12 protein-coding genes are annotated in these 17,382 nt (G+C 74.9%); 3 read left to right on the forward strand and 9 right to left on the reverse strand.

Annotated features, from left to right (window positions below; all coding sequences use genetic code 11):
• Nucleotides 1–5 precede the first annotated feature (5 nt).
• Genes ABRQ22_RS03485 through ABRQ22_RS03510 form a run of 6 tightly spaced genes read right to left on the reverse strand, consistent with a single transcriptional unit; the run spans nucleotide 6 to nucleotide 6,173 of the window.
• A complete protein-coding gene (locus ABRQ22_RS03485; protein ID WP_353708596.1) occupies nucleotides 6–1,163 on the reverse strand; it encodes a GNAT family N-acetyltransferase in 1,158 nt (385 codons plus the stop codon).
• Nucleotides 1,160–2,305, reverse strand: a complete 1,146-nt coding sequence (locus ABRQ22_RS03490; RefSeq protein WP_353708597.1) for a glycosyltransferase family 4 protein — start codon at nucleotides 2,303–2,305, stop codon at nucleotides 1,160–1,162. The genes ABRQ22_RS03485 and ABRQ22_RS03490 overlap by 4 nt, the downstream gene beginning before the upstream one ends.
• Nucleotides 2,302–3,288 carry a glycosyltransferase family 2 protein gene (locus tag ABRQ22_RS03495; protein WP_353708598.1) on the reverse strand — a complete coding sequence of 329 codons (987 nt, stop codon included), beginning with the start codon at nucleotides 3,286–3,288 and terminating at the stop codon, nucleotides 2,302–2,304. The genes ABRQ22_RS03490 and ABRQ22_RS03495 overlap by 4 nt, the downstream gene beginning before the upstream one ends.
• Nucleotides 3,285–4,127, reverse strand: a complete 843-nt coding sequence (locus tag ABRQ22_RS03500; protein WP_353708599.1) for a hypothetical protein — start codon at nucleotides 4,125–4,127, stop codon at nucleotides 3,285–3,287. Before ABRQ22_RS03500 ends, ABRQ22_RS03495 begins: the two co-directional genes overlap by 4 nt.
• Nucleotides 4,127–4,957, reverse strand: a complete 831-nt coding sequence (locus ABRQ22_RS03505; protein ID WP_353708600.1) for an ABC transporter permease — start codon at nucleotides 4,955–4,957, stop codon at nucleotides 4,127–4,129. The genes ABRQ22_RS03500 and ABRQ22_RS03505 overlap by 1 nt, the downstream gene beginning before the upstream one ends.
• A 1-nt stretch (nucleotide 4,958) precedes the next feature.
• A complete protein-coding gene (locus ABRQ22_RS03510) occupies nucleotides 4,959–6,173 on the reverse strand; it encodes an ABC transporter ATP-binding protein (protein WP_353708601.1) in 1,215 nt (404 codons plus the stop codon).
• Between the two features lie 175 nt (nucleotides 6,174–6,348).
• Between ABRQ22_RS03510 and ABRQ22_RS03515 the strand changes: the two genes are divergently transcribed.
• On the forward strand, nucleotides 6,349–9,726 hold the full coding sequence (locus tag ABRQ22_RS03515; protein ID WP_353708602.1) for a hypothetical protein: 3,378 nt from the start codon (nucleotides 6,349–6,351) through the stop codon (nucleotides 9,724–9,726).
• 26 nt (nucleotides 9,727–9,752) lie between these two features.
• On the opposite strand, the gene ABRQ22_RS03520 is transcribed toward ABRQ22_RS03515, so the two are convergent.
• On the reverse strand, nucleotides 9,753–10,826 hold the full coding sequence (locus ABRQ22_RS03520) for a glycosyltransferase family 1 protein (protein WP_253052942.1): 1,074 nt from the start codon (nucleotides 10,824–10,826) through the stop codon (nucleotides 9,753–9,755).
• A gap of 179 nt (nucleotides 10,827–11,005) precedes the next feature.
• Here ABRQ22_RS03520 and ABRQ22_RS03525 point away from each other — a divergent pair, with 179 nt between their 5' ends.
• A complete protein-coding gene (locus tag ABRQ22_RS03525) occupies nucleotides 11,006–12,199 on the forward strand; it encodes a glycosyltransferase family 4 protein (protein ID WP_353708603.1) in 1,194 nt (397 codons plus the stop codon).
• On the opposite strand, the gene ABRQ22_RS03530 is transcribed toward ABRQ22_RS03525, so the two are convergent.
• Nucleotides 12,180–12,896, reverse strand: coding sequence for a phosphatase PAP2 family protein (locus ABRQ22_RS03530; protein WP_353708604.1), 717 nt, complete (start codon nucleotides 12,894–12,896; stop codon nucleotides 12,180–12,182). The two genes, ABRQ22_RS03525 and ABRQ22_RS03530, sit on opposite strands and share 20 nt — an antisense overlap.
• 334 nt (nucleotides 12,897–13,230) lie before the next feature.
• On the opposite strand from ABRQ22_RS03530, the gene mfd reads away from it, so the two are divergent.
• The gene (gene mfd, locus ABRQ22_RS03535; protein WP_353708605.1) at nucleotides 13,231–16,977 is read left to right on the forward strand and encodes a transcription-repair coupling factor; all 3,747 of its coding nucleotides are present in this window, start codon (nucleotides 13,231–13,233) and stop codon (nucleotides 16,975–16,977) included.
• 7 nt (nucleotides 16,978–16,984) lie between these two features.
• Here mfd and ABRQ22_RS03540 read toward each other — a convergent pair whose 3' ends face one another.
• A complete protein-coding gene (locus ABRQ22_RS03540; RefSeq protein ID WP_141390373.1) occupies nucleotides 16,985–17,203 on the reverse strand; it encodes a PLD nuclease N-terminal domain-containing protein in 219 nt (72 codons plus the stop codon).
• Nucleotides 17,204–17,382: the final 179 nt, after the last annotated feature.

A 17,382-nucleotide genomic window follows, 5' to 3' on the forward strand; every position in this document is an offset into this window, starting at 1 on the left:
GACCATCACCCACCCCCCGGCGGCGAGCCCGCAACGTCGTACGCCGCGGGACGAGGACGCCGCAGGCGCCGCAGTGCGGACGAGACCGTGGGCGCCGTCCCGACGCAGGCGCGTGCGACGGGTCCGCGGGCGGCGACCATGAGCCCGACGAGGTCCCGGCGTCCGGGATACAGGGTCGACGGGACGGTGAACTTGGGGTGGATGCACGGGTCGAAGAGGGAGACGTCGCCGCGCGCGGCGACGAGCTCCTGCGTCATGACCCGGCCGATCACGCCCGGCCCCAGGTCCGCGTGGGTCTCGTCGTAGGCGTCGAGGTAGCCGAAGAGCCCGGTGCCGGAACGGATCACCGCGCTCGCGTAGACCGTGGTCCCGCCGCCCACGAGCTCGAAGACGTGCAGCCGCCCGCGCCGTCGCATCTCGTCGGTCGCCTCCTGGAACCAGCCGAGCTGGTCCGGCTTGTTGCGCTGCGCGGCGCCCTTGCGCGACCGGTCGCCCTTCCACCCGGACGCCTCGAGGTCCAGCAGGCGTTCGGTCGCGGCCGGGTCACCCCCGTTGTCCACGACCGTGAGCTCACCGCCGAGGCGCTCTGCCAGCGCGGCCGCGTCCTGCCGGACGTGCCGACGCCGGCGCTTGCTGAGGTGCGCGACGGGGTCCTCGCCGGGGACCCGGAGGCACGCGCGCTCCAGCCGGTAGCGCTCGAGGACCGGGAGCCGACGGTCCGCAGCGACGTCGAGGAGCGCGGCCAGGAGGGGGCCGTCCGGGAACAGCGTCAGCTCGAGCAGCCCGGGGAGACCGCTGCGGCGGCGGCCGACGGCGTCGAGCACCGCCTCGAACGTCCCGCGGGTGTCGTCGCGCTCCACGAGCGGGGCGCAGACGGAGGCGTTCCGGGCCAGGTACGGCGTCGCCGTCGTGGCGTACGACACCGGGAGCCGGTGGAACCCCCGCTCCAGGCCGAGCGGCAGGACCATGCGGACCCGGTCGGCGTCCTCGGCGAGGAGCACGCGCAGGTCGCGCGCCGCAGGGAACCAGCGCGTCGCGGGCAGGAGCCAGCCCGGGTCGAGGAACGCGTTGGGCTCGGCCGCGCGGGACGCGAGGTCGGACCAGCCCTCGACGTCCGTGGGTGAGAGGTCGTCGAGCGCGACGATCCGCACGGTGACCGTCATCGGTACGCCTCCAGCACCTCGTCGAGACGGGCCGCTGCCGCCGCCCAGGTTCGTGTCCGCGCAGTCGCCCGCGCCCTCGTCTGAGCCTGCTCGAGCGTCCGCGCGTCGCGCAGGCCGTCCAGAGCCTCGGCGAGCCGGTCGACGTCGCCCGGTGGGACCAGGAGGCCGCCGTCCCCGACGGCCTCCGGCAGCCCCCCGACGTCGGACGCGATGACGGCGGCGCCGGCCGCCATGCCCTCCAGCGCGGTGAGCCCGAACGGCTCGGGCCAGATGGAGGGGACCACGACGACCGAGGCGGTCGCGAGGACGGCGGGCAGCGCGTCGCGTGCGAGGAACGACGCGAACCGGACCGGGGACCGCAGGTCGGCCGCGGTCCGGCGGAGCTCCTGCTCGTAAGGCGTCAACGGGTCCCGGGCGTCGAAGCCCGGACGTCCGACGACGGTCACGCGGACGTCGTCGCGGTCGAGCGCGCCCACCGCCTCCAGGAGCACGTGCACGCCCTTGTCCGGGATGACCCGACCGACGTACACGACGTGCAGGCCGTCCTCGGCGGCGTCCGCGCGCACGACGTCGAGGAGCGTCGGGTCCACCCCGTTGCGGACCGTGCGGACCCGGTCGCCGAGCTCCCGGGGGAGCCGCGCCCGGACCTGCTCCGCGAGGAAGTCGCTCACGCACACCACCGGGGCGTTCGCGAGCGTCCGGCCCGCGTCGCGGGCGGTGTACGTGCGCAGCACCTGGTTGTGCGCGTAGAGCACGGGAACGTGCCGCGCGTCGACCAGCGGCACCAGGGCCGGGGCGTTGTGGGCGAGCACGAACGACGGCGGCCACTCGTCCTGGCCGCCGACGACGGTGGCGAACGCGCGGCGTGCGGCGACCCGGGGTGCGCCGACGCGCGCGAGCGCCGAGTCGAGGTAGCGGTCGGTCCGACGGGATCGCCTCGGCGCGTACTCGACGACGTGGGCGCTCGTGTAGCGGTCCGGGTAGGTCCCGCGCGCGACGAGGACCGTCGGCCGCGGGCTGCCCTCGGGGCGGTGCCGGGAGAGCCCGTCGACCACGGTCGGGACGGCGCTGCCCGTCCGCGGGGAGAAGTGGTCGCCCGGCGTGATCGCGTGGACGAGCGGCCTGCCCGCCCCCGGCGTCATGGCGTCGCGAGCCCGTCCGCGCGGTCCTGCCGCGTCGCGCGCACCGCCGCGGGGACGCCGGCGACCAGGCCGACCAGCTCGGCCACCGCCCGCGTGAGGACGACCGGTGCCGTGACCCGCTTGCGCAGGGACCGGCGCGTCCCGTCCGACTTGGTCGGCCCGAGGCGCCGCGCCGTCGTGCGCAGGTAGTCGCGCTGGTCGCGGAGGGTCGTGCGGGCGTACCGGCGCACGATCGGGTCCCGCCACCCGAAGTTCCGCACGAGCATGACGAGGTGGTTGCGGCGGGCGTAGTACAGGTAGCGCCGGTCGAAGCGCTTGCCGCCGATCCCGTACGGCGCGGCCATGTGCCGCACGACGGCCCGCGGCGTGTAGAGCAGCCGGCCGCCGGTCGCACGCAGCCGCAGCGAGATGTCCGACTCCTCGCACAGGCACGTGCCCGGGTAGTTGCCGCGGATGCCGCCGATGGCCGCCAGGGCGCTGCGGCGGAACGACATGTTCGCCCCGAGCAGGTGGTCGACCTCGACGACGCGACCGGGGTCGGCGGCGAAGCTCCCGGTGAGGCGGCCGTCGGGGAGCAGCCGGCCGATACGGTCGAGCCCTTCGTGCTCCTCGCCGGGGATGCCGTTGTCCGCGCGCCCTCCGACGGCGACGACGTCGGGGTCTGCGTAGGGTGCGACGAGCTCGTCGAGCCAGTCGGGCGCCGCGTAGGCGTCGTCGTCGACGAAGGCCACGACGTCGCCGCGGGCGACGGCGAAGCCCATCTGCCGCGACTCGGGCGTCGTGCCGCGCCCGAGCGTGCTGTGCAGGAGCCGCACGTCGGGGAACTGCTCGCGGACGAGCCGTCGCGTCGTGTCCGCGGGGGTCGAGTCGACGACCACCACCTCGAGCGGCGGGGTGTCGAGCCGCTTCAGGTGCTCGAGGCACTCGCGCACGCTCTCGGGGCGGCCGTACGTCACGACGACGACGCTCACGGTCGGGCTCACGGCGCGCCTCCCGGCGGCTCGGGGACGGTCACGAGGCGGAACCAGTCCTCGCGGCGCAGGGGCGACGTCAGCACGGTGCGGCGTGGGCGCCGCGACCGCGCGACCCACGACTCGTAGACACCCGGGCGCGAGTAGTGGGCCGTGTGGCCCGACCACCCGAACTTCTGCCGCATGGCCTCCGGGCGGCGGACCCAGGAGAAGTGGAGCACGGCTTGGTCGGGGCGGACGACCTCGTGGACGACAGTGTCGTGCGGGTGGCTCGGGTCCGTGTTCCAGGGTCGCAGGTCGACGCGGTAGAGCGGCACGTCGGCCTGGCGGGCGTGCGCGAGGGTCGTGCCGGCACGCACCGCCAGCGGCCCGGGGTACGACGCCGCGGGCCGGCCGAGACGCGTGCTCGACTCCAGGTATCGACCCGGCGCGACGCGCGAGTAGAGCCAGCGTGCGGGGTAGTGGAGCCCGCCCGCCCCTGCCCGCTCGGCGGCGTCGAGGGACGCGCGGAACGTGGCCGGGTCCAGCATGACCTCGTCCGTGTCGAGCTGGAGCACCCAGTCGGCACCCTCCGACGCCGCGTCGAGGGCCGCCTGACGCTGGTACGTGTCGTTGTCGAGGGGGTGCTCGTCGAGCCGGGCGAAGCTCCCGGGGGCGTGCACGCACTTCCCGTCCGTGTCGATCTCCTCGACGATCGCGAGGCACTCGTCGACCGGCAGCGGCGTGCCCGTCCACGACGTGCTCGTCTCGTCGTAGGACAGCACGACCCGGTCGACGAGGTGGTAGTACGCGAGCAGGCTCGCGCGCAGGAAGCTCGGGTCGGCGAGGAGGACGTACGCGGAGACGCGCATCAGATGAAGTCCGCGAACTCGCGCTCGTTCTTCTGGAACACGAGCGTCCCGGCGAGGAAGATCAGGGGGGCGGCGACCACCAGCGCCACGACCTGCCACGTGGGCGGGAAGTCGGTGCCCAGCAGGGACCAGCGGAAGCCCTCGAGGAACCACGTCACCGGGTTGAGGTCGAAGAGCCAGCGCAGGTTCTCCGGGACGGAGGACAGCGCGTAGGCGACCGGGCTCGCGTAGAGGAGGATCTGGACGAGCCAGGGCAGCACGTACCCGACGTCGCGGTACTTGACCATGTACGCCGCCGCAGCGAGGCCGAGCCCCGTCCCGATCAGCAGGATGAGCAGCACCCACACGGGTAGGAGAAGGACCGCCCAGCCGGGGTTGATCCCGTAGACGAAGAGCAGGACGACCGCGAGCGCGAGCGCGACGAGGAAGTCGAGCACGACGGAGGCGAGGCTCGAGATCGGGACCAGGAGCCGCGGGAAGAAGACCTTCTGCACGAGGGACTGGTTGCCGACCATCGAGCCGGACGCGCGACCGAGGGCGCCGTTGAACAGGTTCCACGCGAGCATGCCCGCGAGCGTGAAGAGGAAGGTCGGGACGTTGCCGGTCGACAGCCCCGCGATCTCCCCGAAGACGATGGTGAAGATGCCGGCGCTGACCAGGGGTTGGGCGATGACCCACGTGATGCCGAAGATCGTCTGGCGGTACCGCACGATGACGTCGCGCAGCGCGAGCCGGACGGCGACCTCGCGCGCGTTCCACAGCTCGCGCCAGGACGGCAGGTTGAGGCGCCCTGGCGGCGTGATGACGGTGCGCTGCACGGTCTGCTCCACGTCAGGCCCCCTCGTACTCGAAGTTCACGAAGACCATGCCCTTCTCGGTGCTGGACGCCTCCGTGAACTCCGGGTACGGAAGGTCGGGCAGCACCTCGAAGCGCCACGCGCCCTCCCAGGCGTCGAGCACACCGGCCTGGCACGCGTAGACGTCGACCGTGTACTGGCCCGGCTTGAGCCACAGGTCGCGGACCACGAGGCGGCCCTTCTGAGGCTGCTCCGGGTCGAACCACTTCCCGACGAGGCGCGAGTCGCACTGCGCGATGACGGTCCCCTGGTCGTTGTTGATGTGCATCGAGACGAAGTAGGTGCCGACGAGCTTCTTGCTCGCGGGCGCCTCGAAGTCGACGACGATGTCCTGGGACGACTTGACGAACTCGTCCTCCATGCGGACCGAGGAGAGCCGAACCTTGCCGTTCCCGGGGCGCTTCTTGGGGTCGGACTGCGCCGCCGCGAAGCTCTCGAAGCTGTCGCGGTACGCCTGGAGCGTGCCCTCGACCGTCCCGGAGTACGTCAGGGTCCCGCGGTCGAGGAGGACCGCGGACGTGCACAGGGCCTGGACCGTCTGGAGCTGGTGGCTCACGTAGAGCACGGTGCGACCGCCCTGGGCGGCCTCGCGCATCTTCTGGATCGAGCGGCGCTGGAACTCGGCGTCGCCGACGGCGAGCACCTCGTCGATCGCGAGGATCTCGGTGTCGAGGTGGGCCGCGACGGAGAACGCGAGCCGCACGTACATGCCGGACGAGTAGCGCTTGACCGGGGTCGCGAGGAACTTCTCGATGCCGGAGAACGCGACGATCTCGTCGTAGCGCCGGGTGATCTCCTTGCGCGTCATGCCGAGGATCGCGCCGTTGAGGAAGATGTTCTCCTTGCCGGTGAGCTCGGGGTGGAACCCCGTGCCGACCTCGAGGAGCGACCCGACGCGCCCGGTGAGCTCGATGCGCCCGCGCGTGGGCGCCGTGACGCGCGTGAGGATCTTGAGCAGCGTCGACTTGCCGGCGCCGTTGCGCCCGACGATCCCGAGCGCCTCGCCCTGCGGGACCTCGAAGGAGACGTCGTCGAGCGCGTCGAACAACGTGTACTTCTGCTTGCCGGTGGACCGCACCCACTGGATGGCGGCGGCCGCGGCGGTGGACGGTCGCTCGCCGAACGCGCCGAGCCGGTAGGTCTTGCCCAGCCCGGCGACGCGGATCGCGGGTTCCGTGGTCGCCTGCACACCTGAAAGATAGTCGTCCCGCCGGGGCCCGAGGCCGGGTCGATCGGGTGAATCGAGCCCAGAACCGGACGAACGCGGGTGAAAGTACCGCCAGGCCCTCGGTGCTGGGGCCGGGCCGACCTACGATCGCGGGAGCGGCACCTGTGCCGGGCCCGACGACGGCAAGGGCGGCGAGATGGCTTCGGACGAGGACGGCACGGGGGCTCGGGGCGGCGCGGACCCCACGGTCGTCGGCGGGGTCGTCGCCGCGGTCCTGGGCGTGGTCGCCGCCGTCCTGATCGGCGGCACCGGGACGGGGAGCACGTCGGGCGCGCAGCCGTTCACCGCGTCCCCGGTCCCCGGGACGGCACCCGTGACGCAGACGGGCGCGCTGCCCCTGTGCGGGTTCCCCCGCCTCGAGCAGGTGACCGACGACGGCGTCGACACCGACGAGCTGGACGGGATCCGCACGGTCGTCGACGACGTCGTCACGCTCGACGACGGCGAGCTCGTCACGTTCCGCGTGCTCGACGGCGCGGCGTACGTGCTCGAGTGGGACCGCGAGGCGACGTACACGGTGACGCGCTACGACCTCGCGACGGGGGACGCGGAGGCGACGACGCCGGTGGAGCTCGACTGGGACGGCGCGAGCGAGACGTTCCGCACGGACTCCTTCGAGGTCGACGCCGACGGGAGCGTCTACCTCCTCGACACGCTCATGCACCGCCGCGACCTGCTCAAGGTCGCGCCCGACGGGACCACGACCTGGTCGACGACGATCCCCGAGGGCGAGCACACGGCAGGCGACCTCCTCGACCTGTACGGGACCGTGCGCTGGACGGACGGCGGCCGGACCGTCGTCGGGGTGCAGGAGGCGGGCGAGGTCCTGCACGAGGTGTCGGGCGACGGCGACCTCCTCGCGGAGATCCCGTTCGAGGGCGCCGTCCTCGCCCAGCTCCCGGACGGCGCGGCCCTGGTGCAGACCGACGTGCGCGACGACGAGCGCCGCACGCTCGACCTGCGCGCCGTGGGGCCGGAGGGCGACGAGGGGTCCCTCCACCTCGGTGCCTCGTGGGAGCGCGGGCGGCCGTTCGGCGTCCCGCGCGTGCCCTGGCTCGACGACACGACGGGCGCGACCACCGGCCCCTCGTCCGGACCCGAGGGCGACGGCCTCGTCGTCGCCGACGAGAACCTCGGGTTCCGGTGGTGGGGGAGCGACGGCGTGTTCCGCGGCGTGTGGCCGGACACGCACAAGGACCTCGAGCAGCCGTTCGCGCTGTGGGAGAGCACGCCGGTGCTGCGCGACGGCACCGCGGGCGACGCGCCGTACTACGTCCTCACGCACGGCGACGACGGCGGGTTCGCGCTCACCGAGATCTCGGCCGACCGGATGGCGTACCAGCTCGGCGCCCCGGTGAAGTACAACGCGGCGAACGAGGAGCTGTTCGGCGGCCTCGGGCTCGGCGCCGGGCTGCTCGTGGACGTGCCGTACGGCGTCTTCCCCGACGGGACCGCGCCGCGCGTGGTCGCCGCGTTCGACGACGCCTGGGCCGCCTCCGCCGGGACGTACCGCCTGCGCTACCAGGTGCGCGGGGACCCGCGCGTGTGGGACCCGGTGGTCGGCGAGGAGACCGTGGTGGACCTCCCCGCGGAGGGCGGCGAGCTCCCGCTCGACCTGCCGCCGACCCGCCCGGGCGTGTACGAGGTCGACGCCGCGCTCGTCGACGCCGCGACGGGCGAGGCGGTCTCGGGGACGTGCCTGCGCTACACCGTGGCCGCGGCGGGCAGCGGCCTGGACCCGGCGGCGCTCGCGGACGGCGCGGACTGGGGCGGCGCCGGACCGCTGCGGGGCGTGCAGCTCGCGGACCAGCTCGGGGTGGGCAGCCACCGCACGCAGCTCGACTTCGGGGCGATCGTGCCCGACCCGACCGCCGAGCCGGACGCCGCCGCGCTCGTCTGGGACTCGCTGCCGAACGCGGCCTTCGAGCCCGACGAGGAGGAGGGCGAGGAGCCCGCCGACGTCGACCCGTTCACCGAGCTCGCGGCCGCCGCCGAGCTCGCCGAGGAGACGGGCGTGATCCTCACGCTCCAGCTCGGCTCGGGCGGCGAGGCGGAGCAGGCCGCGGTCGAGGCCGGGACGTGGGAGGGATGGACGCGCGAGATCGTCGCCGCGGTCCACGAGCACGCACCGCAGAACCGCTACTGGCAGCCGTGGAACGAGCCGAACAACACGGGCTACGAGGACGCGGCCGCGTACGAGGAGGAGGTCGGCGCGCCGTTCGCGGCGGGCGCTCGCGACGCGTCGGCCGACGTCGTCGTGGTGGGCGGCAACACGCTCGGGATCGAGCCCGCGTGGTGGGCCGACCTGGTCGCGGCGGGCGGCTGCGACTCGCTCGACGTCGTGGGGATCCACCCCTACACCGGGTTCAACCGGTCGTGGGAGGAGGAGGGGTTCTCCGCGGACGGTGCCGAGCTGGACCGGCTGCGCGAGGCGATCGGGCCGTGCGGCGACGTCCCCGTGTGGGATACCGAGAGCGGCTGGTGGTCGGACGGCGTCGCGAACTTCTGGGCGGGCGGGTCCGACGTCGTGCGCAAGCTCCTCTGGTACGGGGTGGAGGGCGTCGACGAGTGGACGTACTTCTTCTCCGAGGGCGGGTTCGGCGAGGCCGGGAACTCGTGGTCGCTCCTCCAGTACGGGCAGTACGTGAAGCCGGCCGGCGCCGCCTTCGCGGCGAGCGCGGCGTTCCTCGACGGGTTCGGGCCGCCCGAGGCGGTCGAGACGGGGACGCCCGGCGTCCACGCCGTGCGCGCGCCCGGGGCCGGGGAGGTCGCGGGTGCGGAGCTGCTCGCGCTGTGGAGCGAGGACCTGTCGACCACCGTGCGGCTCACCGCGCCGGGCGGTGCGGTCACCGTGACCGCGCGGGACGGGTACGGCGCCCAGCGCGGCCTGGAGGTCCCGCCGGGCGGCGTCGAGGTCCCCGTGAACGGCGCACCCGTCCTGCTCGTCGCCCCCGCGGGGACGGCGCTGGAGGTGGCCCCCGTCGAGGCGTTCGGCGACGACGTGCTCGAGGGCCGGCCGGTGACCGCGACGTCGACGCACGAGGACGCGAGCGACCCCGACGTCGTCACGTCCGGCACGTTCGCCGTGCGCGAGCCGTGGCGGTCGGGCCGACTGGCCGACGGCTCCGTCGACGAGGCGCCCGGCGTCGAGGTCACGACGGACGGGCCCCGCACGATCGACCGCGTCGCCGTCGCGACGGCCGGCATCCGCTGCTGCACGTCGGGGCTGCGCGACTACACGGTCTCCGTGCGGACGCCCGACGGCGGCTGGCAGGACGTGGCGCGGCAGACCGACCAGTTCCTCGACCGCGTCGCGCTCTTCTCGTTCGAGCCCGTCGAGGTCACGGCCGTGCGCGTGACGCTCCCGATGACGACCGAGCGCGACGTGCCCGTCCTGGCCGCGAACTACACGGGGATCGTCGGCGGGCTGCACCCCGACTTCGTCCCGCTCGCGACGGAGAGCGAGTGGATCGCGGCGATCAGCGCGGTCCAGGCGTGGGAGCCGGCCGGGTGACCGTCGTCACCGGGGGGCGGGCCCGGTCAGCCGCGCGCGGCGACCGCGCGCCAGATCGCGGCGTGCTGCGCGGCGCTGCGCTCCCACGTGAACGTGGCGGCGCGCTCGCGCCCGCGCCCGACGAGCGCCTCGACCTCGGCGTCACGCGTCGTCACCCACAGCAGCGCCTCCGCGAGGCTCGCGCCGTCCGGCTCGGCGAGCACGCCGCCGTCGCCCACGACCTCGGGCAGCGAGCTGGTGCGCGCCGCGACCACCGGCACGCCCGCGGCCATGGCCTCCAGGGCGGGGAGCCCGAAGCCCTCGTAGCGCGACGGCACGACGACGGCCGCGGCCCCCGCGACGAGGCCCGGCATGAGCCCGCCCGGCAGGCGCCCGACGAGCCGGGTGCCGGGCAGCTCCGCGAACAGCCCGGTGCGGCGCGGGTGCGGCGGACCGCTCATGACGAGCGTGAGGTCCGGTCGCGCGGAGCGGACCCGTCCCCACGCGACCGCGAGCTCCTCCAGGTTCTTGCGGCGCGACGCGCCGCCCGCGTGCAGGACGTACGGGCCGTCCACCCCCAGCTCCGCGAGGCGCGCGCGGGGCAGCGGCTCGGCCGAGAAGTACACCGGGTCGACCCCGTTGTACGCGACCGCGGGGCGCTCGGCGAGCCCGAGGACCTCCGCGGCCTCGTCCGCGCTGAACTCCGACACGCACACGACGGCCGCCGCGCGGCGGACCTCCTCGGCCGCGGCGCGGACCGGTGCGGACTCGTCGTCGTAGCGCCACGACACGACGTCCTGCACGGCGACGACGTCCCGCGTCGGGTGCGGCGGCAGGTCGAGCCCCACGCGGTGCACGACGGCGCCCCGCGGGTAGACCGCACGGCCGACGGCCCGGCGCACGGCCGGAGCCGCGGAGCCGAGGCGACCGAGGGGGAGCCGGTGGGTGCCGGGCAGCGGGGAGCGGAGCGAGCGGAAGACGGCGCGGTCGACGGACCAGGCGCTGGCTCCGGCGCCCCCCTCCGCGAGCGCCCCCGCCGCGCGCGCCGCGACCTCCTCCTGGTACACCTGGGCGCCCATGGGCACCTCGACCGCGACGGTCGCGACGACGAGCTGCGGCATCGGGCGGGTCCCCCTCGGGGCGTGGTGAGCGGCGGGTGCGGCACGGTCGGGACGACCGGAGCGGTCGGTAGAGTGGCCCACTCTAGTGGCGCGGACGCCCCGCCGGACCTGCGGGAGCGGGTGATGAGCGGGTGATCGTGGACCGGGCGCGGGCCGTCCCGCGAGAGGGTGAGGGACGCATGGCAGGGCGTCGTCGGGTGGCGCTGGTCGCGAGCTCGTTCGACCCGCACACCGGGGGCGTCGAGTCGCACGTGCGTCACGTCGCCCGCGTGCTCGCGGCGCGGGGGACCGCGGTGGAGGTCTGGACCGTCGACCGGGGCGAGCGCCTCGGCACGCGCCGCGTCGACGGCGTCCTCGTGCGCTACCTGCCGACCCCGCAGCCCTCGAGCCGGCCGGGCGACGTCGCCCGGTTCGCCCTCGCCGCGCCGCGGGCGGCGCTCGCGTGGGGCCGGGCCTTCCGCGCGTTCCGGCCCGACGTGCTGCACGTGCAGTGCTTCGGCCCCAACGGCGCGTACGCCCTCGGCCTGCGCACGCTCACGCGCACCCCGCTCGTCGTCAGCTCCCACGGGGAGACGTTCGCGGACGACCACGCCGTGTTCGAGCACTCGCGGCTGCTGCGGGCGGCGTTGGAGCGCTCGATCGACGTCGCGGGCGCGGTGACGGGGTGCTCGCGCGTCGTCGCGGACGACCTGGTCCGCTTCGGGGCGCCCGACGCCGTGGTCGTCCCGAACGGCGTCGACCTGGCCGGGTACGACCTGGTCGATCACGGTCCGCGGGACGTCGCCGCGGGGGAGCCCGCTCGGTCGGACGCGGTGCGCGAGCCCGTGGTCGTCGCGGTGGGGCGGATCGAGCACGTCAAGGGGTTCGACCTGCTCGTGGACGCCTTCGCGTCCTCCGCGCTGCGCGACCGCGCGCGGCTCGTCGTCGTGGGCGACGGGAGCGAGGCGGGCGCGCTGCGCCGCCGGGTCGCGACGGCGGGGCTCGCGGACCGCGTCGAGCTCCCCGGGCGGCTCGACCCCGCCGAGGTGGCGGCCCGGCTCGCGGAGGCGGACGTGGTCGTCGTGCCGAGCCGCGCGGACGCCGCCCCGCTCGTGGTCCTGGAGGCGTGGCGCTCGGGCCGGCCGCTCGTGGCGACCGTGCGGGGCGGGCCCCCGGAGATCGTCACCGACGGCGTCGACGGCGTGCTCGTGGACCCCCAGGACACGCAGGCGCTCGCGGCGGCCGTGCTCGGCCTGCTCGACGACCCGGAGCGCGCGGGGCGGATCGGGGCTGCCGGGCGCCGACGGGTCGAGGACTTCACCTGGGAGCGGGTCGTGGACCGGTACGAGGACCTCTACGCGGGGCTCGCCGACGTCACGCCGAGGGGTCGCTGACGCGGGGCGAGCCGGTCGTCCCGTCGGGCAGGACGGGAGGGCCTCCGGGGCGCGCGCTCGCCGTGCCCGCTCCTCGCGGGACGTCGAGCAGCCACACGACGGCGACGGTGACGGCGGCGGCGACGAGCAGCGAGCCGACGACGTCGCTCGGCCGGTGCGCGTACGTCACGACGGACGCGAGGGCGGCGACCGCGGTGACCACGAGCCCGGCCCAGCCCGCGACGGCGCGGGACGTCGGCCACGGCCACAGGAGCCAGATCGCGACGCACAGGCCGCCGACCACGGCGACGTGACCGCTCGGGAAGGTCTGGTAGGCGTAGCCGTGCTCCCCGAGGTCGGGCCGCACGAGGACCTCGCGGAGCCCGAGCGCGATCCCGACCGTCCCCAGCACGACCAGGACCGCGGCGAGGAGGTCGCGCCACGCGCGGCGCACGAGCGCGACCACGCCCAGGACGGCGACGACGGCCGCGCACGCCACCGGGAGGCCTCGGCGCAGCGCCCCGGCGAGGTCGCGCCCGGCGTCGTGCAGGGGCGCGAGGGTCCGGAACGCCCCGGCGTCGGCCTGCTGCCCGGCCACGGTGAGGTGCGAGGCGGCCCAGAGCGCGACGAAGACCGCGACGACCAGCGCGAGCAGCACGAGGAGCGCGGACGAGCGAGGCCGGGGCGGCACGGGGTCCGGCGCCCCCGAGGTGGACACGCCCCGAGCATGACGGAGCGGCGGGGACCCTGTCACCGGTCGTGGGCGGATCGCGCCGGGTGAAAACGTCGCGTCCCCGGTCGCCTGCCGGACGTCCGAGGGTCGGCTGCCGGTCGGCTGCCCTCGGTCGACGTGTGGGCGCCGGGGCGTACGCTGGGAGCCGTCGTCTCGCACGGCTCCAGCCCGGACCCGCTCGCCACCCGGTGAGCCTCGGTCCGGGCCGTTCGTGCTGCCCCGTCGTGTCCTCAACCAGCCCCGGCACCGTCCTCGACCCGGGCCCGCCTCGTGCGGCCGCCGACGCCACCGACCACCGTCCTCGGAGGGACCCCACCGCATGAACCTCACCGGCATCCTGCCCGCGCTGCTCGCCGACCCCGCCGCGACGGCGGCGGTCGAGCACGTGCGCGCCCGTGGCGAGGCGGACGTGGTCGGCCCGGCCGGCGCGCGCCCGCCGCTGCTCGCCGCGATGGCGGGGGCGCGGGCGACCGGGCCGGCCGACGGGGTGCCCGGCGGCGACGAGCGCGCGGCCTCGGGCGACGCGTGGGCGACGGGCTCGCGTCCCCTCGTGGTCGTGACGGCGACCGGGCGCGACGCGGACGAGCTCGCGGCGAGCGTGCGCGCCTACCTGCCCGACGAGCTGGCGGACGTGGTCGCGGTCCTGCCGAGCTGGGAGACGCTGCCGCACGAGCGCCTGAGCCCGCGCGCGGACACCGTCGCCAAGCGCATCGCCGTGTTCCGCCGCCTCGCGCACCCGGACCCGGAGGTCGGGCCGTCGGGCCCGGTCCGCGTGCTCGTCATGCCGGTGCGCGCGCTCCTCCAGCCGGTCGTGGACGGGCTGGGCGAGCTCGAGCCGGTCGAGCTGCACGCCGGGTCGACGGCCGACCTGACCGACGTCGCGGAGCGGCTCGTCGCGGCCGCGTACACGCGCGTCGACATGGTCGAGCGCCGCGGCGAGTTCGCGGTGCGCGGCGGCATCCTCGACGTGTTCCCGCCCACCGAGGACCACCCGCTGCGCGTCGAGTTCTGGGGCGACGAGGTCTCGGAGATCCGCTGGTTCGCCGTCGCGGACCAGCGCAGCCTCGAGATCGCCGAGCACGGGCTGTGGGCGCCGCCGTGCCGCGAGATCCTGCTCACCGAGTCGGTGCGGTCGCGGGCCGCGGCGCTCGTCGAGGACCTGCCGGGCGCCACGGAGATGCTCGACAAGCTGGCCGCGGGCGTCGCGGTCGAGGGCATGGAGTCGCTCGCGCCGGTGCTCGTGGACCGCATGGTCCCGGTGCTGGAGCTCGTGCCCGACGACGCGCTGCTCGTCGTCGACGACGCCGAGCGCGTGCGCCGCCGCGCCCACGACCTCGTCGCGACGACGGAGGAGTTCCTCGCCGCCGCCTGGACCGGCGCCGTCGCGGGCGGCAAGGCGCCGGTCGACCTGTCCGGGGCGTCGTTCGAGACGTTCGCCGAGGTCCGTGCGGTCGCGCAGCGTCGCGGCCTGGGCTGGTGGACGCTGTCGTCGTTCGCGCTCGACAACCCGGACCTGGACGTGGCGCCCGACGCCGGTCGGCCGGACGCGGCCGGAGCGGGCGCGGCGTCGGGCACGACCGCCGCGCACGTGGGCGAGAGCGCCGACGGCGTGCCCACCTTCACGCTGGGCGCGCGCGACGTCGAGTCCTACCGCGGCGACGTGGCGCGCGCGCTCGACGACGTGCGCGGTCTGCAGCACGCCGGCTGGCGGCTCGTGCTCACGACGGAGGGTCACGGGCCGGCCAAGCGCATGGTCGAGCAGCTCGGCGCGGCGGACACCCCGGCGCGCCTCGTGCCGCGGCTCGACGACGAGCCCGAGGGCGGCATCGTCCTCGTCACCCCGGCGATGGTCGGCAAGGGCTTCGTCGCGCCCGAGCTGCGGCTCGCCGTCTTCTCCGAGGCCGACCTCACGGGCCGGGCCGGCACGAGCACGCGCGACATGCGCAAGATGCCGAGCCGGCGCCGCAACGTCGTCGACCCGCTCCAGCTCAAGGCGGGCGACTTCGTCGTGCACGAGCAGCACGGCGTGGGGCGGTTCGTCGAGCTCGTCCAGCGCACGCTCGGCACGGGCGGCAACGCGGCGACGCGCGAGTACCTCGTCATCGAGTACGCCAGCAGCAAGCGCGGCCAGCCGGGCGACCGGCTGTTCGTGCCCATGGACCAGCTCGACCAGGTCACCAAGTACACGGGCGGCGAGTCGCCGAGCCTCAACAAGATGGGCGGGGCCGACTGGGCCAAGACGAAGACCCGCGCGCGCAAGCACGTCAAGGAGATCGCGGGCGAGCTCATCCGCCTGTACTCGGCGCGCATGGCGACGCAGGGCCACGCGTTCGGCCCGGACACGCCGTGGCAGCGCGAGCTGGAGGACGCGTTCGCGTACGTCGAGACGCCGGACCAGCTCGCGACGATCGACGAGGTCAAGGCGGACATGGAGAAGACGGTCCCCATGGACCGGCTCGTGTGCGGCGACGTCGGCTACGGCAAGACGGAGATCGCGATCCGCGCGGCGTTCAAGGCGGTCCAGGACGGCAAGCAGGTCGCGGTGCTCGTGCCCACGACGCTGCTCGTGCAGCAGCACCTCGAGACGTTCTCCGAGCGGTACGCGGGCTTCCCGGTGACGGTCAAGGCGCTGTCGCGCTTCCAGACCCCCAAGGAGTCCGAGGAGGTCGTGGACGGGCTGGCCAAGGGGACGGTGGACGTCGTCATCGGCACCCACCGCCTCATCACGGGCAGCGTGCGGTTCAAGGACCTGGGTCTGGTCATCATCGACGAGGAGCAGCGGTTCGGCGTCGAGCACAAGGAGACGCTCAAGCAGCTGCGGACCAACGTCGACGTGCTCGCCATGTCCGCGACCCCGATCCCGCGCACGCTCGAGATGGCCGTCACCGGCATCCGCGAGATGTCGACGCTCGCGACCCCGCCGGAGGAGCGCCACCCCGTCCTCACGTACGTCGGGGCGTACGAGGAGAAGCAGATCGCCGCGGCGCTGCGCCGCGAGCTCCTGCGCGAGGGCCAGGTGTTCTACGTGCACAACAAGGTCGAGACGATCGAGCGCACCGCGGCGCGGCTGCGCGAGCTCGTCCCCGAGGCCCGCGTGGGCGTCGCGCACGGCAAGATGAACGAGCACCAGCTCGACCAGGTGATCCGCGCGTTCTGGGAGAAGGAGCTCGACGTCCTCGTCTGCACGACGATCATCGAGACGGGCCTCGACATCTCCAACGCGAACACGCTCATCCTCGAGCGCGCGGACATGCTCGGGCTCTCCCAGCTCCACCAGCTCCGCGGACGCGTGGGCCGCGGTCGCGAGCGCGCGTACGCGTACTTCCTGTACCCGCCCGAGCGGCCCCTCACCGAGACCGCGCACGACCGCCTCGCCACGATCGCGGCCCACACCGACCTCGGCGCGGGCATGCAGGTCGCGATGAAGGACCTCGAGATCCGCGGCGCGGGCAACCTGCTCGGGGGCGAGCAGTCCGGGCACATCGCGGGCGTCGGGTTCGACCTGTACGTGCGGATGGTGGGGGAGGCCGTGGCGAACTACCGCGGCGACGGTCCGGAGGAGCAGCCCGAGATCTCCATCGAGCTCCCCGTCGACGCGCACCTGCCCGAGTCGTACATCGCGACCGAGCGCCTGCGGCTCGAGGCGTACAAGAAGATCGCCGCGGCGACCGACGCGCCCGAGCTCGCCGAGGTCCGGGCCGAGCTCGTCGACCGGTACGGCGCCCTGCCGGACGTCGCGTCCGCGCTGTTCGACGTCGCGGACTTCCGCAACCACGCGCGCCGCGCGGGGCTCACGGACGTCACCGCGCAGGGCAAGTTCATCCGGTTCGCGCCCGTGGACCTCGCGGAGTCCGCGCAGCTCCGGCTCAAGCGCCTCTACCCGGGCACGCTCCTCAAGCCCGCGATCCGCGCGTTCCTCGTCCCGTACCCGACGACGGCGCGCATCGGCGGCCGCCCGCTGCGCGGCGCCGAGGTGCTCGAGTGGGCGCGCCAGCTCATCGACGCCGTGATCGTCGGCGAGGTGAGCGCGGCGGCGACGGTCGGGACGTCGTCGGCCGCCCGCTGAGCGGGGGTCAGCTCTTCCGGCCGTCGAGGAAGTAGGCGATGGGGCCGACCCAGTTGACGAGCAGCGCGAGCCCCCACGCGAGCTTGGTGCCGTTGACCTGCTCTGCCGGGCGGCGCAGCAGGTCGCGGTACGCCGCGGCGGTGAGCGTGACCTGTGCCGCGCCCACGACTCCGACGGCGATCTTCTGACCCGTGGTCAGGTCCTTCCAGCGGCGCTTGGTCCCCATGGCGTCGTCTCCTCCCGTGTGCGTACGGCTCGACGCTATGCCGTCCGGACGCACGGTGCATGGCTCGTGGGCGGCCCGAGGTCCCGCCGGTGCGCGCTGCCCTCCCGGCCGAGGGATGCACCCCGAGGTGCGTCACCCGGCCGAGAGCGCCCTCGCTCGACGTGGGCGTGTCGACCGGG

This window comes from Cellulosimicrobium sp. ES-005 (assembly GCF_040448685.1).
GTDB classification, from domain to species: domain Bacteria; phylum Actinomycetota; class Actinomycetes; order Actinomycetales; family Cellulomonadaceae; genus Cellulosimicrobium; species Cellulosimicrobium cellulans_G.